At 28.6% G+C, this 17,424-nt stretch carries 16 protein-coding genes; 6 read left to right on the plus strand and 10 right to left on the minus strand.

What is annotated here, in order from left to right:
• Positions 1-64: 64 nt before the first annotated feature.
• From CJF60_RS03025 to CJF60_RS03060, 8 genes are all read right to left on the minus strand, one after another.
• Entirely contained in the window at positions 65-667 is a 603-nt protein-coding gene (locus CJF60_RS03025; RefSeq protein ID WP_084231985.1) for a transcription termination/antitermination protein NusG, read from the minus strand.
• A gap of 3 nt (positions 668-670) precedes the next feature.
• Entirely contained in the window at positions 671-901 is a 231-nt protein-coding gene (gene secE / locus CJF60_RS03030) for a preprotein translocase subunit SecE (RefSeq protein ID WP_084231984.1), read from the minus strand.
• Positions 902-1,039, minus strand: coding sequence for a 50S ribosomal protein L33 (gene rpmG / locus CJF60_RS03035; protein ID WP_084231983.1), 138 nt, complete (start codon positions 1,037-1,039; stop codon positions 902-904). It abuts the gene before it with no gap.
• A gap of 34 nt (positions 1,040-1,073) precedes the next feature.
• Positions 1,074-1,715, minus strand: a complete 642-nt coding sequence (locus tag CJF60_RS03040) for a sigma factor (protein WP_143823383.1) — start codon at positions 1,713-1,715, stop codon at positions 1,074-1,076.
• A 152-nt stretch (positions 1,716-1,867) separates the two neighbouring features.
• Positions 1,868-2,578: a 23S rRNA (guanosine(2251)-2'-O)-methyltransferase RlmB gene (gene rlmB / locus CJF60_RS03045; RefSeq protein ID WP_234805273.1), complete on the minus strand. Its 711-nt coding sequence runs from the start codon at positions 2,576-2,578 to the stop codon at positions 1,868-1,870.
• Positions 2,565-3,449, minus strand: a complete 885-nt coding sequence (locus CJF60_RS03050; RefSeq protein ID WP_084231980.1) for a hypothetical protein — start codon at positions 3,447-3,449, stop codon at positions 2,565-2,567. Before CJF60_RS03050 ends, rlmB begins: the two co-directional genes overlap by 14 nt.
• Before the next feature lie 111 nt (positions 3,450-3,560).
• Complete coding sequence (locus tag CJF60_RS03055) at positions 3,561-5,369, minus strand: DUF402 domain-containing protein (protein ID WP_084231979.1); 1,809 nt, start codon at positions 5,367-5,369, stop codon at positions 3,561-3,563.
• An 11-nt stretch (positions 5,370-5,380) separates the two neighbouring features.
• A complete protein-coding gene (locus CJF60_RS03060) occupies positions 5,381-7,471 on the minus strand; it encodes an MYPU_1760 family metalloprotease (protein ID WP_084231978.1) in 2,091 nt (696 codons plus the stop codon).
• A 550-nt stretch (positions 7,472-8,021) separates the two neighbouring features.
• Between CJF60_RS03060 and CJF60_RS03065 the strand changes: the two genes are divergently transcribed.
• From CJF60_RS03065 to CJF60_RS03085, 5 genes are all read left to right on the plus strand, one after another.
• Complete coding sequence (locus tag CJF60_RS03065; protein ID WP_084231977.1) at positions 8,022-8,237, plus strand: MAG6790 family protein; 216 nt, start codon at positions 8,022-8,024, stop codon at positions 8,235-8,237.
• Positions 8,238-8,304: 67 nt separating this feature from the next.
• Entirely contained in the window at positions 8,305-8,919 is a 615-nt protein-coding gene (gene trmB / locus CJF60_RS03070) for a tRNA (guanosine(46)-N7)-methyltransferase TrmB (protein WP_084231976.1), read from the plus strand.
• Between the two features lie 275 nt (positions 8,920-9,194).
• Entirely contained in the window at positions 9,195-11,129 is a 1,935-nt protein-coding gene (locus tag CJF60_RS03075; RefSeq protein ID WP_084231975.1) for a sodium:solute symporter family transporter, read from the plus strand.
• A gap of 239 nt (positions 11,130-11,368) precedes the next feature.
• Positions 11,369-12,169 carry a hypothetical protein gene (locus tag CJF60_RS03080; protein WP_084231974.1) on the plus strand — a complete coding sequence of 267 codons (801 nt, stop codon included), beginning with the start codon at positions 11,369-11,371 and terminating at the stop codon, positions 12,167-12,169.
• A gap of 333 nt (positions 12,170-12,502) precedes the next feature.
• Positions 12,503-13,258: a hypothetical protein gene (locus CJF60_RS03085; protein WP_084231973.1), complete on the plus strand. Its 756-nt coding sequence runs from the start codon at positions 12,503-12,505 to the stop codon at positions 13,256-13,258.
• An 80-nt stretch (positions 13,259-13,338) separates the two neighbouring features.
• Here the strand turns inward: CJF60_RS03085 and serS are convergent, their stop codons facing one another.
• Positions 13,339-14,616, minus strand: coding sequence for a serine--tRNA ligase (serS, locus tag CJF60_RS03090; RefSeq protein ID WP_084231972.1), 1,278 nt, complete (start codon positions 14,614-14,616; stop codon positions 13,339-13,341).
• Positions 14,617-14,681: 65 nt separating this feature from the next.
• Here serS and CJF60_RS03095 point away from each other — a divergent pair, with 65 nt between their 5' ends.
• Positions 14,682-15,056: a TMEM128 family protein gene (locus CJF60_RS03095; RefSeq protein ID WP_084231971.1), complete on the plus strand. Its 375-nt coding sequence runs from the start codon at positions 14,682-14,684 to the stop codon at positions 15,054-15,056.
• A 960-nt stretch (positions 15,057-16,016) separates the two neighbouring features.
• On the opposite strand, the gene rlmD is transcribed toward CJF60_RS03095, so the two are convergent.
• Entirely contained in the window at positions 16,017-17,333 is a 1,317-nt protein-coding gene (gene rlmD, locus CJF60_RS03100; protein WP_084231970.1) for a 23S rRNA (uracil(1939)-C(5))-methyltransferase RlmD, read from the minus strand.
• Positions 17,334-17,424 lie beyond the last annotated feature (91 nt).

Genomic DNA, 17,424 nt, shown 5'->3' on the forward strand with positions numbered 1-17,424 from the left:
ACACTCCTTGTTTATGTTTTCTATTTTAATAAAAAGACCTTTACTTTTGTAAAAGTCTTTTGTTTTATTTTTTCATTTTCTCGATATGATCTCATGAAATTTCCGTAACGATTTTACGACCTAATGATTCATAATCAATGGTTACGTATTTCATTTTTTCATTCACTTGCTTTACTTTGTAATAAATTTCTTGTTCTTCATTAACTAAAGGACCAGCAATAATTTTAATTAGATCACCTTCTAAAAATGGTGCTTGATTAATACGCTCTTCAAATGCTTTTTGGTGCTTGATTTCACTGTCTAAAAGACGGCGAAATTCACGCTTACTAATTGGTGTTGGTTTAACACCATCACCATGAGAACCAACTATCCCTGTTACATATTCCGTATTACGGGTTAAGTATCAGGTATCATCAGTCATTAGCATGTTGATAAAGACATAACCTTTATAAAGGTTGATGTATTTGACAACATAATTTTCACCACGTTGTTTCTTTTCTAACTCAGTTTTACTAATTTTTGGCTCTTTAAAAATTTTAAAATCTTGGAAAAACTCTCCCATTTTTGTGGCATTGATTTTATTTTTTAAAGACTCAATGACTTGCTCTTCCTTGTTAGGTACAACCACAACTGTATATCAAGCATATCTTTCACTATTGTTACTCATAAATTAAACTCCTACTCCTAAAGCATTTAGCACCGATGAAGATGCTGTAGCAACTGCTAAAACAAATAGCGAAAAAACAACTGTAAAAATAATAATTTTTAGAAATTGTTGGGTACTTGTTCTAGTTTTTGGTCAGCGAACTCTTTTAAGTTCTTTAAAAAAGAGAACTAATTGTTTTCACAATCAATTTCTTTTTCTAATTTTTCTAACTCGAGCACTTCTGTTTTTAAACATTTATTTCTCCTCTTTATGCATTGTGTGTTTTTTACATACCTTGCAATATTTTTTGATAGCTAAACGTTCTTCTTTACTGTTGGTGCTCTTTATGCGATTTCTACAGATCTCGCATGCAATTGCAATTTTAGTCGACATTGTTAATTATGATAAACAAAAAAATGAAAAATAATTAATTTTGTACTCATTTAAGGTGTTTTTTTCATTCACTTGCAAGTTTTTTCTGTTCATACTTGCTTCAAGGTCTAGTTTTATAGACATCTCGTGGGTTAAAATCGTTGACAATGATTTTACGAACCACGAATGCTAATTGTTCTGAAAGGTCTTCATTTTTCATCATCAAGTATAAATCTTGCCTTAAAATGCGTTCCTTAATAGTATCATCACCTTCAACTCAATCAAACTCAAAGCCTTCTTTTGCTAGAATTGCATAGTTAAAGCGATTTGATTGCGAATTCATTGATGAAATTTCACCAAGCATTACATTTTTTCATGATGTATATAGATAACTTAGTAAAGTTTTACCATCCTCGGGCTGGTAGTTTTTCATTAATTCATAAGTTTTGAATAGGGATATTCAAACTAGATCATCTTCGTTTAGACAGGTTGAATAATGGATACTGAGAAGTTTCCTTGCTATGGTGTGCATTAAAGCTGAATAATCTTGATAATACAATCTTAATTGTCTACTCTTCTTAAGATTGACTAGTTTGCTACTTTTACTCTCTTGCTTTTGATTAATACCGCTGGTGCCTGAAAAATTTTCAGACATTGTCAGTTGTTTCAAAATCTCTCTCATCAGCATACGATCCATCTAATCTACTGACTATCATTTTGCAAAATTTTTATTAATGGCAAACAATTTTTGATTAAAATCGAGACTGCGAATTTGATTAAACTGCAAAATATGGTAATTGTTGTTTATTATAACCATTTATGAGACAATGGGGTTGTAAAAAATCTATTTTAAACAACTTTTTTAGCTTCAATTTTTAGCTTCAAATCATAAAAAATAATTGCAGAAGCTGCTGAAGCATTTAAAGATTGCACAGTTCCAAAACTAGGAATTTTAAATAATAAATCGCTTTCTTTAACTAGAGAATTATTCACTCCTTTATGTTCGTTACCGATGATAATGACACTTTTACTATCAAAATCAACTGCTTTTAAATCAACAGTTTTTTCTGATAAATGGGAAGCATAAATTCAATAACCTGCTTTTTTTAGTTTTTGAATTGTTGTGGTTAGTGATGAAGCTTTATGGAATTTCATATTAATAAAACCACCTGATGATGCCTTTAAAACAGTATCAGTTATTTGTACACTTCTCTCTTTTGCAAAAACAATATTCTTAATTCCAAATGAATTTGCACTACGAATTATTGCGCCAAAATTTTGGGGATCTTCTAAATGATCAAGAACTATAATTGGCTCTTGTGTTTTGATTAATTCTTCAATTGTTAGATAATTAAAATCACTGATTTGAGCAATGTATCCTTGATGATTTGTTTTAGTTAATTTATTCATTTCATACTTATCTAAGTAGGTAATTTTAATATCAGTTTCTAGATCTAATTTTTTGCCTTTTTCTAGATATATCTTTTCAATTTTAAAATTGAATTTTATGGCTTCATAAATTGAATTTTTACCAGTTAAAAATAATTTATTGTTTGTCACTTTTTTTGCCCTGTTCAATAAAATCATAAACTGTATATCTGATATCTAAAAGATCTTTTTCAACATTACTTTGAAACTCCATAGCTTCTCTTATTTTGTCTCTACTTTCATTCAAGACAAAAAGTAGCTTTGCAATATCCATATATAAATCGCTGCCTTCTTTAATATTAGGAAGAAATTTTTCCCCTATGATTTTTATTAAATTCATCATGAAATCTATTCCATGATAAAAATTAAATTTTCCAAATGCAACATGTATATCTTCAACATATCTATCAGATAAAATGTAATCTAAAAAATCTTCTATAGTTTCAACACAGTATCCTAAATCAGGTGGAACAGGTGATTCGCTATTAGCTAATTTATGAAAACAGATTATATGTTCTCATTGATTTAAGCCGTAAATATATGTTTCAAATTTATTTATATAGTTTAATTCGATCATGCTTGCTAATTCATTATCTTCTTTATTTTGACTAGATAAAGAATTATCTAAAATTGCTAGAACATGTTCTTTTATATCATCTACAGTTTGATCTGTATCTAATAATAGTTTTACTATTTTTGTATATAAATGTTTTCCATCTCACATGGTTGAACTAGCAACAATTTGAAAGCCCTCTCTGATGCCTACATTGTTTACTGTTGCAGCTTCCATAACATCTTCAAAATATTTTTTTATACTTGCTTTATGAGATTGAATTCTTGCACGAAAGCCCCTAGAATTCAGTGTTTTACCTATATAATAGAAAGAATTAACTTTGTCAATTACTATTTCAAGAACGTAAATTCCTTTTTCATTTTCATTAAATTTTGTAATTGGTTGCATGTGGTTTTTAATATGATTTTTCATACCTAAATGATAATACATTTGCAACTAATAAATTGATTATTTTGCAATTCATATTTTGAAAAATATGATCGAAAACTGAATTAAAAAAAGCATCTTTTAAAAATGCTTTTTCATTAAATTTTTTTACTATTAAATCAAGTTTTCACTTAGTAACATTTCTCGATATTCATCTGCTTGAATATAGTCTTGATTGTCATGATGAATTTTTCAAATACGATATAACTCTAAAAATTTAATTTTATTTTTTCTTAAATGATCATGTCAATTAAAGTCCATTAAATTAATTAAAGTGTAAATATGTTTTAATGTTTCTTTGTTTAAACTTTTATTGTAATTAGAAATTAATTTGTCAATTGAAAATAAATATTTTTGAAAATTTAATTCAACTAAATGATTAACTGCTTCTTTAGTTGTATCATCAACAACGATGCGATCACAGTTATATAACATTGCTTCAAAAATAATTTTTTTATATTTCTTAATAATGTTTTCTTGTTGTTTTATTAAGACATTATTTAAATTAATTGGAGCACTTATTTTTGTTCCTAAAATAATTAATTTAAAAATATCTGGCTCAAAATCATCTGCCTTAATTATATTTCCAAGTGATTTTGACATCTTTTTATTTTCATAAAAAATCTGTCCTGTGTGCATTCAATTTTTAGTAATATCTTTACCATAAATTGCTTGATGTTGAGCGTTTTCATTTTCATGATGAGGGAATTTTAAATCCATTCCACCCCCATGATAATCAATTGTTTCTCCATGAAAATAATTGTTGATAAAGGCAGCACATTCAGTATGTCATCCAGGTCTTCCTGTGTATTTATTAAAACTATAAAGTGGCTGAATATCTGACTGTTTTCATAAGTAAAAATTGGCTTCTTCATAATCGATATCTTTATCACGATTTACGTTTTTACCATAGTTTTCAACTTTACTAATATCTAGTAAAACACCATCATTTTCATGAATAACTTTATTAGATTTTAATAACTTATTTAAGTAACCTTTAATCATGACAATGCTTTTTGTAACATAGACTAAATGAGTAATTGTTCTAATTCCATACTTTTTTAAAAGTTGCACATATTCTCTAGAATACTTTTGCGAAATCTCTGAAGGGTGCACTCCTTCTTCATCAGCTCTTTGAATTATCTTGTCATCAATATCTGTAATATTGTGAACAAAAGTAACTGCTTTTTGATGAAATAAATTTGCTTTAGCAAAAATATGTGATGTTAAAACTGGCCTCATATTTCCAATATGAGGTGAATCATAAACGGTTGGTCCACAAGTATATAATTTGATAATATTATCATGCTTACTTTGCACTAAAGTTTTTAGCCTATTAGTTCTTAAATATTGATTGGCAAAGTATTTTAATTTTTTTTCTTTAAAAAGTAATAAACAATCATTAGCTAAATTAGAAACATAATTATTTAAGGTTTCCTGATTAAAAATATCTTTATGTTGTTCTTTTCAGTCTAATAAAGTATTAACCTCTTTAAACAAAATATTAACTAGTTCATTGGAATAGTTATATTTAACTTTATTTGCTTTAAATTCAGTTATATCGACGATTTCTAATTCCTTATCAGCATAGTCTTTTAAATCTAAATCATAGTCAATATATTTGACTGTATTATCTTCAAAAAAATATGGACTGGACATATTTATATATAAAAAATTTCCAGTTGGTCTAAGTAAATATAAAGCATTAAAAAAATGCTTTTTATAAAAAAATCAAATCGAAGGTTCAGTCACTGAATACTTGCGATCTTTTATGTCTTGAACTTTAGCTCGATATAGATAAAGTACAAGTTTTTCATCATCATCTGCAATGACAATGGCGTTGTTTCATTGCCGGTACAAAGTACCGTCATGTTTAAATCCCTGAATATTAACTTTTTGGTATTTATGTGTTTTTTTATTCATCAAACATCTCCTTATGAGGATCTTGTCATCTGAACTTGCTGGTCACTATCTTTTGCGATTGTATAAAAATTTCTTGATCCTAATTCGCCTTGTTGGCTTGCTCTAAAAGAGGTAATTGTGCGTGAAGTGTTATTCAAAAGTGGCACAAATTTTTCATTGTCTTGAACTTCATCATCATTATTTAAATCATCTCAAAAATAAATTCTTGAGGTTGAAACATGAGTTGAAACATCCATAAAATAAGCATCACTCATTCATGAAACATATTCTGAAGTTGAATTAGTTACCTTACTTTCAAGCGGTCCTAAAGTCTTACTTAAATCGCTCACATTTTGTTTTGCTTTAAAAGTAAATTCACCATCTTTTAATAAGTTATCAACTGGATTGAAAACAAGATTTTGTGAAGCAAAATCGTTATTGTCTGTTAACACATTCTTATTTGAATTAATATTTTTATTATTCAAATAAGTAATTGCTACCTTAATTTTCTTATTCCCGTTTTCAATGATTAAGCCATCATATTTAGCAGCTTTTTCCTTAGTTAAAAAACCACTCATACGAATATTATTAAATTTATCTCTAATACTTACTGAATCATTAGGGTTTTTTGCTTGCACAATCCCTAATGATTTAACAGCGATATTTGGATTAACAAAATAAATCTGATTAATTTCATTATCATAACCCATTGCTTTTAAGTAAGCGTTATATAAATCTTTAGTGCGATCTTCAAAAGTAACAACTTCTCGATTATTAATTTGTAATGAACCTTTACTTACATTATTTGCTAGTAAATATTGAGCACCACGATTATCTGAAGCGATGTAAGGCACATCAACATTATTAACACTTTGTGATAATAGTTTATTACTGCGTCCTAGATCTTCAATATAAGTATCTGAGTAAGTGCGAATATTTGTAACTGATGTATTAACGGTTTCTGAAACTGAAGTGCCAAAGCCGTTTTGTGCAAACGCAAAACGGTTTGAAAAATTTGTTCCAGGATTTTCCACTGAATAAAATGGTACATAACCAATTTTTTGAAATTCCCGTGGCACTAATTCTGCTTGAGAATAAAAGTAAGCAATTTGCTCAGCACCATAAGTGATCGCTGAATTATTGCGAAAACCATTAGTGGTTGAAACTTCAGGAGCACTGACATATAAATTATTAGTAACTGCTTGCAGTTGTGCATTGGCAACAGTTGAATTTTCATTAGCCATTGCGTATAAAACTGAAGCAGCATAAACTGCACAAAGACATTGTCTAGGTCCAGCCGCTGAAACTCACGAACGTAAATGTTCTGATTTTAAAGCGTTATTATCAGCTGTGTTTTCGTAATTTAAAAGTTGTTGAAATTCATCAACAAAGTTTTTATTTCACTGACTAGCAGAAACTGTCACATTATTTTGTCCTGATGCTGAAGTAGAAACTGCTTTAGAAACTAAGGTTGTGTTATTAACTCTTGTAATTTGATTTAAATTGTCGCTTTGCAAATATGAATTTGCAAAGTGATGGAAATATTCATGGTAAATAGTTGGTAAAACAGCATCGACTTTTTGTTCAAAAGTCATGTCCTGCATAATATAACTATTAACACTGATGAAAATCTCATTAGTTGCTGGAAAATATTGCCCATTAACTCCAGATGATAAAATATCGACATTATTAAAAGAAATTCTTTTTAAGTCGTAAATTTCGGGTCCATAGGCTAGACGATCTAAAATTATTTTATGAAGATCAGCAAGTTCTTCTTTTGAAAAAAATCATTTCTCACTACCATTTGTTAAGCGTGAAGCAAATGAATCATATTGGATTCAGTTAGTTGCAGGTACATCTGTAGCAGCTCCTGCTGAGTTTTGCACTGTTGTTGCAACTGATCAATTTGAATTAGAACTAAAAGGTGATTTAGGCGAGTAAGTTACGAGCGAACCATTTGCACTAGGATCTAGTGCAATCGGTAAACTTCCTTTTAGTGCACCTGTGGTGACAATGATGATTGCACCAGTAGTTGCAGCGATTGCAGCAACAAAAATCGACGATAATGCTATCAAAACATTTTTAACGACTTTAACACTGGTTTTTGAAACAACTTTTTTCATAAAATCATTATATTATTTTATTTTAGTAATTGAAAAAGTTATTCAATTTCATTAATAAATAAGTTTTTTATTTTTTTATGCTTAAAAGCCTTTTGTAATGCTTTTAAGCAACTATTTTTTTTCTAAATTTTAAATTAAAAAAATGGCCCCCTGATAAATCAAGGGGTTAAAACAAAAAAGAAGGTACATACTATAAAAAAACCAAAAATTTAGTTTATTTTAAATAAGTTGTACTGCCTAGGAAGGTAACTTAGAATTAATTATCTAAGGTGTTCGTTTACCACCTAGGCAATGATATTATACAAAAAAATCAATTAATGTGCAAATTTTACCCATAAAATAACGATTTTGATTTTTGTCTGATTTTTTGCAGCAAAAGTTTTTCATTTTGCCACAATTTTTGACTGATTTGCCAAATTATTGTTAATAATAAATTAGTTGTAAAACAAATTTAAAGCCAAATAATAGGATTTAGTGAAATATTTGTGGAAAATTTTGCACTTTTAAATTTTTTACGCCTATGTGGCTTATAATAGAGAAAGGAGGCTATATGTATCAATATAAAGCAATTTTGAAATCAACAAAAGAAGTAGTTGCTGAAGGTCATTCAGTCAAAGATGTTGAAAATGATATCAAAGCATATCGCAGAGCACAGAAAAAAGGTGAACATACAAAAGGTCAAGAGCTAATTGAAATCTACCACGTTTTTCGTGAAAAAACTGAGGGTGAAGATAACTCAAAAAAAGAACTGATTAAAACAGTTTAAAAACTAAACTAAATAAAATTTAAAAATAATTCAAGATTGGGTTATTTTTCTTTTATCATTTTAAACTATGGGTCGACTTAGATTTGATAAAGAAAAAACTAGCAAAGCATTTGCTAGTAGTTATACAGTTAAAAATTTTCCTTTAGTTTTAAAGGAAAATGCAGTTTTAGAAATTGGCATGGGTAAAGGGAGAATGCTTTCAGCTTTAGCTTTTAAGAATCCAAATAAACATTATTATGGAATTGAAAAGTTTGCAACTGTTGTTGCTCATGCTGTTAAAAAAGCAGAAAGTCTTGAATTATCAAATATTAACTTTATAATTGATGATGTCAAAGATGCATTAATAAATATTCAAGGAAAAGCTGATTTAATTTGATTAACTTTTTCAGATCCTTGACCAAAAGCAAGACATGAAAAGTTTCGCTTAACAAATAAAAAATTTTTAAGTTTATACAAAAATATGATCAAAAATGATGGTTTGATCAAACTTAAAACTGATAATGACGTTTTTTTTGCTTATTCAAAGCAATCAATAATCGAATTTGGTTGTGAAATTGTTGAAATAAGCGATGATTTTCATAATTCACCATTTGCAATTGATAATGAAATGACTGACTACGAGCAAAAGTTTTCACAAGTTGGTAAAAAAATTAATTACCTTGCATTTCGCTACAAAAAATAATCACAAAATTTAAATATATTTTACAGTCGTTTTTTTCTGCAAAAAGCGACTTTTTTATTTCACAGATTTTTTAAATATCTTTAGATAAACATGGCAAAGTTACCAAAAATTGAAATTATTTCAAATAATGAAAGAAAAACAGGCGAATTATCAAAAATTTTTTTCAAAAATAGGGGCTAATTTTTAAAACTTTTGTAATCGTATAATAATTATTACATTAAGAAAGGAAATTAAAAAATATAAATTTAACTTATTAATTAAGAAAGAGAAAAAATATGCAAAAACAATTACACGCAGTTGACTGAGTGTTGATGATATTGTACTTTGTCGTAGTCTTGGCAATTTCTTTCGTTACATGGTGATACCAACGTAAGCGAAAATTGACAAAAGATAGCAAGACATTTTTCGATGGTGGTGGTAAAGTAAACCCTATCTTCGTTGGACTATCAATGTGATCAACAATTCTGTCATCGATCTTCTTCGTTTCTACGGTGGGAAACACAATCGCAAACGGTTGAATGTGAACCGCAGCTAACATTGCCTTAATTGGTGTAACTCCTTTAGTTACAATGTTAGTTATTCCATTTTATCGTCGATTTAAATCAACAACAGCTTATTCATATTTAGAAACACGTTTTGGTTACTCAACTAGAGCCTTAACATCAATTCTATTTATTTTATTCCAAATCTTTAGAGTTGCCGTTGTTTTATATATTCCAACACTAGCTTTATCAATTTTCATTGATATTAGTCCATACGCACTTCTATTTATTATTACATTAGTCGTTGTTGTAACATCAATTTTTGGTGGATTTAAATCAGTTCTATACAATGACTCATTACAAGGGGTTGTGCTACTAGGTGGAATGATTCTAGTATTAGCATTTGCTATGGATAAAGGACAAGGACTTGCACACGCACAAGGTACTGCATTACCACTTCAAGAAATTTTTACTAAAAAAAGTTTCGAAGTATCAGTTGCACAAGCAGGATTTGTCTTCATCTTTGTTTACAACATTATTAACAGTATGTATACCTTTATGGGTTCACAAGATGTTGTGCAAAGATATAAAGCAACAAGATCAGTATCTACAGTTAAAAGAACACTATGAATTACTGCAGGTCTGGGAGTAGTCACCGTCTTACTATTCTTTGGAGCCGGCTCAGCAGTTTGATCATTCTATACTGCGCAAGGATATAATTTAGCAATGAATGGCGTTGATAACGCTGCTAAATTCCACGCAATTACTAGTGCTTATGCAGAAAACGGTTCAAACGTAACACCTGGATTAATCAATACAGCAGCTGATTCTCTAGGACTAACCTCAGCAGAAGCATATAAAACAGATGCTAATATGCAGGCCGTCTTAACAAGAGTCGGTGAATTAAATAGTGGTGCTGCTAACCAAATTAGTGTTGCGCTAAGACACGGTAACCAAACAGCTATTCTACCTTGATTCATCGCTAGTGAATTACCTATTGGTGTTGTAGGTATCATCTTTGCTGCTATTTTTGCGGCATCGCAATCAACTGTTTCATCGGGATTATCCGCAATGGTACAAACAATCATGGTCGACTTTGTTAATAGATGACGACCAGGAATAAAAGATCAAACTAAAACATTGATCTCAAAAATCTTGATTCTCGTCTTCGGGGTTTGAGCCTTCGCCTTTGGATCGCTAATCGTCTTTTCAGGAGAAGGTGACTTCGTTAACTATATTACAGGTATCATTGGTCTATTTAACGCTCCTATTTTTGGTGCATTCGTGCTTGCTCTATACACAACCAGAAGCAACAAATGAAGCGTCTTTACTGCAATGCTTGTCGTGTTCTTCGGAACCTTACCAGTTTGAGCATTATCAGCAGCATTTACACCAGCAGCAAACAAAATCTCATTCAGTGGACAATGATTAACAATTGTTAGTTTTGCAGCTACAGTTTCAATTGGTTATGGGCTATCGATGATTACAAATGCACTATTTCCAAAATTGAAACCAGCGCTTGCATCTCTTGAAAACCAAACATGATTTACAAGAACCGCTGCATTTAAAGAAGCAGTTAAATTTGAAGCAGGTATTAACAAATTAGAAAGAAAACTGTTCTGAGGAAAATTAATGCGTAAAAAAGATGCAGAAACAGTTAATCTTGAAAATGAGGTTAAAGCAAAACTTCTTCAATTAGACGAAATGAATAAATCATTAGTAATCTAATTTTAGGTCTAAAAAACTTATTAATTTAATTATTAAATTCCATTCTTTTAGTCAGTGGATTCGCAATTGCAAATATTAAGTGTAATAATCACAAATAATTAAAATGCGAACTCTGCTATCTGGGTTCGTATTTTAATTTAGAGAGGAAGATATCGAAAAAATACATCATCTCTAATAAATTTCAAAACAATCAAAATTTAATTAAAAACTTTTTAATTAAAATTTACAAAGGAAATTTTATGAAAAAAATAAACAAGAAAAGCTTCCTATTTTTAGGAATCGCTGTTGTTTCAGTTGCTGCAATTTCAGCAGCAGTAGCATGTACTAATGAAAATGAAAAGGTGCAAAAAGCTAATAAAACCTATCTAGAGTTAATCAGTAAACAAATGTATAACAAGTACAACCTTGTTGGTACTTATGCTGATCAAGCAGCACTTAAAACTGCTGTTGAAGCAATCAGTAGTGATAGTGCTACTAACAAATTAGAAAAATTAGTTGCCTTCATTGATCCTCTATACAAAGATGATTTTGTGAAACTAGTTGGTCAAGCAGTTATTGCAAAACTTGACGTGGAAATCCCAAAAGCACCTACAGGTGATGGTGTTACTGAAGCAGATAAAACTAATGCAGCTAACCGTGTTGATGTTGTTTTACACCTAGAAAAAGGTAAAAAAGATGATTCAACACTAGCAGAAGTTAAATCTAAAGCAATCCAAATGTATGTAACTCCACAAAAATTCTTGGATTCATTAACCTTCCCTAAAGATGGTTATAAAGCAGCTTCAACAATTCCTAACCGTGCTGATTTCCAAACAAAAGCCAAAGCACTTGCTGGCGCTGATTTGTTTGAAGGACTAGCTGGTTTACTTGATAAGGATACACCGTTTAGTGCTAAAGCATTAGACTTAGTTCCTAAAACAACTTTAACAACAATTGTTGTCGCTGATGGTTCTGCAACAACTAAAACTAAATTAACACTAACCTTTAAACAAGGTACATTAACTACAACTAAAGACGTTGAAGTTACTACAAAAGCTTAAAAAGTTAATTTTAAAATGGACTAATTCAGGTTAGTCCATTTTTATTTGCCCTAGAATAGAGCAAATAAAAGTTGCTTTATTTTGTGATTAATTAAGCTTGTTTGCAAAATATACCTTTTGTTATTTACTTATGAAATTTTTCTTTTGGTTTTTATAAGTTTGAAGTTATTAATATATTTGCTTATAAACCAGTTAAAAAACGTATTTTTAAATTTTTGATAAAAAATAAAAATTTCAAAAAGAAAAACGTTTTGGTTTATACTATTGTTGTTTTATTTAACAAAAATACGTTGAGTAAAACAACAAAATAAAAATTATAAAAAGGAGTTTTTTATGAAAAAGCTTAACAAGAAAGCCTTCTTACTTACAGGACTAGCTGTTGCATCTGTAGCTGTCGTTTCAACTGCAATCGCTTGTTCAGATAATAACACAGATCCTAAAAAATCTAATGAAGAAGCTGTAACAAAAGTTACTACTGGTTTAAGAACCAAGTACAACCTAGCTACATCTTACACTGACACAGCAGCATTGAAAACAGCCCTAGATGGCCTTAAAGCAGATGGTGGAAGTTTACTAAAACCTCTTAATGCTTTATTATCAACAAAATACGGAAAAGAACTTACAGACCTTGTAGGTGATGTAGTTGTTGAAAAAGTAACTACAACAGTTCCATCAGGGAGTACAACATCAGTTTCAGTTGTTTTAAAACTATCTAAAGGGAAATCAGGTGAATCTAGTTACGTAAGTAAAGATTCAAAAGCAATTACTTTATACACAACACCACAAGGATTCCTAGACTCAGTTACTCTACCTGCTACTTACACAGCAGCAGCATCAGTAACTAACCGTGCTGATTTAAAAACTAAAATTGAAGCAATTACAGCTGCTGATAAATTTGCAGGACTTTCTGCTTTACTTGACAGTAAAACACCAATTAACGCAAAAATTCTAGAGTTAGAACCTGAAACTACATTAACAACTATTGCAACTTCTGATGAATCAGATGCTAAAAAAACTAAGTTAACACTTACCTTTAAACAAGGTGAATTAACAAAAGCTAAAGACACTGTAGTAGAAACAAAGGCTTAATCTTACTTTAAAAAATGTGCTAATTAATTTTGGTACATTTTTATTCGTAAAAAAATAGAGCAATTAGGTTTGCTCTATTTTTAATTCAATTCTTTTTTAGTTAAATATTTTTTACCTAAATATTTAACTAATACTTCAGGGACTTCAACTCTTTGATTTACTTCATCATAACCGTTTTCTAAAATGCTAGCAACAACACGATCTAGTGCTAAACCACTACCGTTCATTGTGTGAGCAAATTTAATGTTACCATCTTGAGCACGATATCTAATTTGAGCACGACGTGCTTGAAATTCTCCCATTCATGAAACAGAACTTGTTTCACGATAACGATTTTCACTAGGTAATCAGATTTCATAATCATAAGTTATTTGACTTGAAAAACCTGTGTCTCCACTTGCTAGCAATAGCTTTTGGTGAGGGATTTGTAATTCTTCTAACATGCTTTCAGCATTTTCTGCCATCAAGTTAAATTCTTTTTCAGCATCTTCTTCTTTGGCAAATTTAACCATTTCAACTTTACGAAACTGATGCATTCTAATAATTCCATGATTATCTTTACCACCTGAACCTATTTCACTACGGAAACAATCTCCATATGAAGTTAATCTAATTGGTTTATCTAGATTAATAATTTCATCATTATAGTAGTTAGTTAGTGAAACTTCAGAAGTAGGGATTAAAAAATCATTAGTATTTAATTTAAATAAATCTTCTTCAAATTTAGGTAATTGTCCTGTACCAAAAAGCATTTGTGGTTTGACAATGACAGGTGTTACAAATTCTTGAAAACCATTTCTTTCATGAAAATCTAGCATGTAGTTTTGCAATGCTCTGATTAATTTTGCGCCATCGTTTTTGTAAAAAATGAATCTTGAACCACTTAGTTTGACACCACGATTAAAATCGATTAGATCTAATTTTTCAGCAATTTCATAATGTGAAATTTCTGATTTAAAAGTTCCTTTTCATAAATTATTTTTTTCAAAAATAACTTTATTAAAAGTTTCATCTTTACCAACAGGTACTAGATTAATTGTAACGTTAGGAATTTGAGCCAGTAATTCATGCACACTCTTATTTAAAACATCAGCTTCATCTTGCAGTTTTTTTTGCTCATCTTTTAACTTTTTTAAATTATCTAAAGTCTTTGCTTTTTCATCTTTATCTTTGATATTAACAATTATTTTAGAGTACTTATTAAGGTCTGCTTTTAATGATTCAGCACGGTTCATTTTTTGCCCTCTAAGAGTGACAATACTTAGTAATTCATTTAAAATATTGACATCAAAATTTTTCTCTTTTAATTTTTTTAAATAATAATCAGGGTTATTAATAAGTTGTTTTAGATCTAACATGATACCTCTTTTATTTATGTAACTAATTAGTTTTAAATTATATAAAATAAAATACAATAAATGATATGAAAAATCTAATTATTGAATTTCAAAATGCAATTCACTTGTTAAGTAATAATCCATTTTACCAAACTAGTTTGCAATCCATTAATGTACCACGCTGATTAGCATTAACAGCAGGGATAATCTTAATTGTCTTTGGACTCTTAATTTTACTTGTCTTATTAAAAACAGTGCCCCAGCTTCGCATTTATAAGCAAGAACAAATGGATGATTATTATAAAAAGGTGAAAAAAGCAAAAGCCAAAACTTATGAGCAAACTGGCATGTATGTCAGTTGAAATATGAGAATAAGAACTTTTTGACCAATCTTTGTTTCCATAGCTTCGATTATGGTTGGAGTTGTCTTCTGTGTTGGTTCAACTATCTCAACACTTTAAAAAAGATCAATAAAAAAGCCCACTATTTTGCAAATAAATGCAATGTCGTGGACTTTTTTTAATTATTGTTTGAATTATTATTTTCACAGAGACAATTTTAATTCTTGGGGAAATAAAAAAACCAAGATATTAATGAGTTCAAAGAACTAACTACAAAAAATAACAAAAAGTTTGTTCTGAACTTGCCGTAAGTTAAAAATAATATATTAACTAATATAAATAGAAAGGAGGTTATGCCATTACAACAAAATTACCCAGAAAGGAGAATAAAATGAATGAAAACCAAAAAAACTTTTAAAACTATATGAAGTTCCGAAAAAGAACAATCAAAAATAGATTACAATAACATAGAAATACACATAATAATGAATTTCATCTAATAAAACATGTCTAATTTTATAGAATATTTATAAATCGAGAATTTTTAAACAAAAGACTCTTTGAATAAGCATAGATAGATAATAGATAGATTGGTTGGTGTAGGTTAAAATAACAAAATCCTACACACAGATTACGAATTACATAGTACTTTCTTAAAAACAAACACATTAAGAAAGCTCATAGAACAATAAAGAATAAAAATAAATAAAATATATAACAAAAATACAATCAAGAAATTAATTATAAATAGATTGATTATTTGATACCGATATAATAGACTTTTGACGAATATTGAATTTCAATAAAATATAAAAATATAATAAGTATAGATAGAATGGATTGGATGATAATAGAAAACTCATCCTGATATTTAGGGGAGCTAAGGAAAAACTCCCCAATTACATTTTATATATTTTTTTTAGAAATGAAAAAAACTTTCTTAATAAATATTATTTTTACTACTTATTAGCCAAATTGTGATTAAGTTATTAATGTCAGGGTGTGAAAATAACTCTACTTTAGTTAGATATACCTATTTTTTATTCAAAAATGACTAATAAGGCTAGTTCTAAAACTAGTTTAACTTGTTAGATGTACAACAATTTCAAAGTGATGAGTGCTTGGAAACATATCAAAAAGTGTTACAGACTTAATTTCAAACTTATTAGTTAACACTTTTAGATCTCTAATCAAGGTTCTGGGGTTACAACTTACATAAATCATACTTTTGATTTTTGAAGAAGCAATCGTTTCAACTAATTCACTGTCAAGTCCATTTCTAGGTGGATCAACAACTAATAAATCATGATCATTTAAAATTTCTAAAATTGATTTTGCGCTTGCACTAGTTTTAATAAAATCTGCATTTTTAATATTATTGAGTTTTGCATTTACTTTAGCATTTTCAACTGCTCCAGCAATTATTTCAACGCCAGTTACTAGGTTATTTTTATTAGCAAGATTTAAAGCGATTGTTCCTGCTCCAGAATATAAATCAAAAATTTTAGAATATTTTTCTAAAGAAGATAATTGTTTTACATGGTCATAAATTTTATTTGCAATTTCAAAATTAACTTGCATAAAACTTGCAACATTTATATTGAATTTTAAATTAGCAAATTCGACTAATAAATTTTCGTTTCCAAAAATTTTATGATTTTCTAATTTAAAACTTTTTGCACTCTTTTTAATTACATAAAAAGCACCATTAATATTTTTATTTATGGATTCAAAAAACGTTTTTAATTCTTTTGAATTATGATCAAAAGATTTATTAAAAAGTAAAACAACTTGTAATTTGTTTTCCTGATTTTTTCTAATAATTAATTGATTTAAATTTTCAAAAATTTTTTTATTCTCAAATTTATGAAAATTAAATTTGAATTCTCTTAGAAAATTTTTAATTGAATCTGCATACAAAAACATCTCATCAATTTCTTGAAAAATAAATTGATTACTTTGCTCAGCCATATAACCATAATGTAAAATTTCATCTTGAATTTTTACAAATACACTAGCCTTATTTCTATAATTAAAAATATTTTTTGAAGTTACAAAATTAATATTTTCAATATCAAAATTACTAGATACATTACGAGTAAATAAATTTTTAAAATATTTTAATTTAAATTTAATTTGCTCATCATGTTTAAGATGAATTAAATCAGCATTACTTGTAAACTCAAAATCAGATCTTAAATATGATTTTTTTATTAGATCAATTATCTTAGCAAAAACTACATTTTTGACTTTTTTAACTATTCTAATTTTTGCTTGTTCATTAACTAATAAACCCGCTACAAATATTCTTCGATCATTATAAATTGCTAATCCATAACCTTCATAAGATAATTCTGAACAAGTAACAATTAACTCTTGATTTAAATTTAATTCCATAGTTTAAATATATAGCAAAACCATATACATGTCTGCATTTTTTGAATAAATTTAATTATTCAAAAATTAAAAATATCAACTCAATTTTTGA

Source organism: Mycoplasmopsis agassizii, from assembly GCF_002272945.1.
GTDB classification, from domain to species: Bacteria; Bacillota_I; Bacilli_A; order Mycoplasmatales; family Metamycoplasmataceae; genus Mycoplasmopsis_B; species Mycoplasmopsis_B agassizii.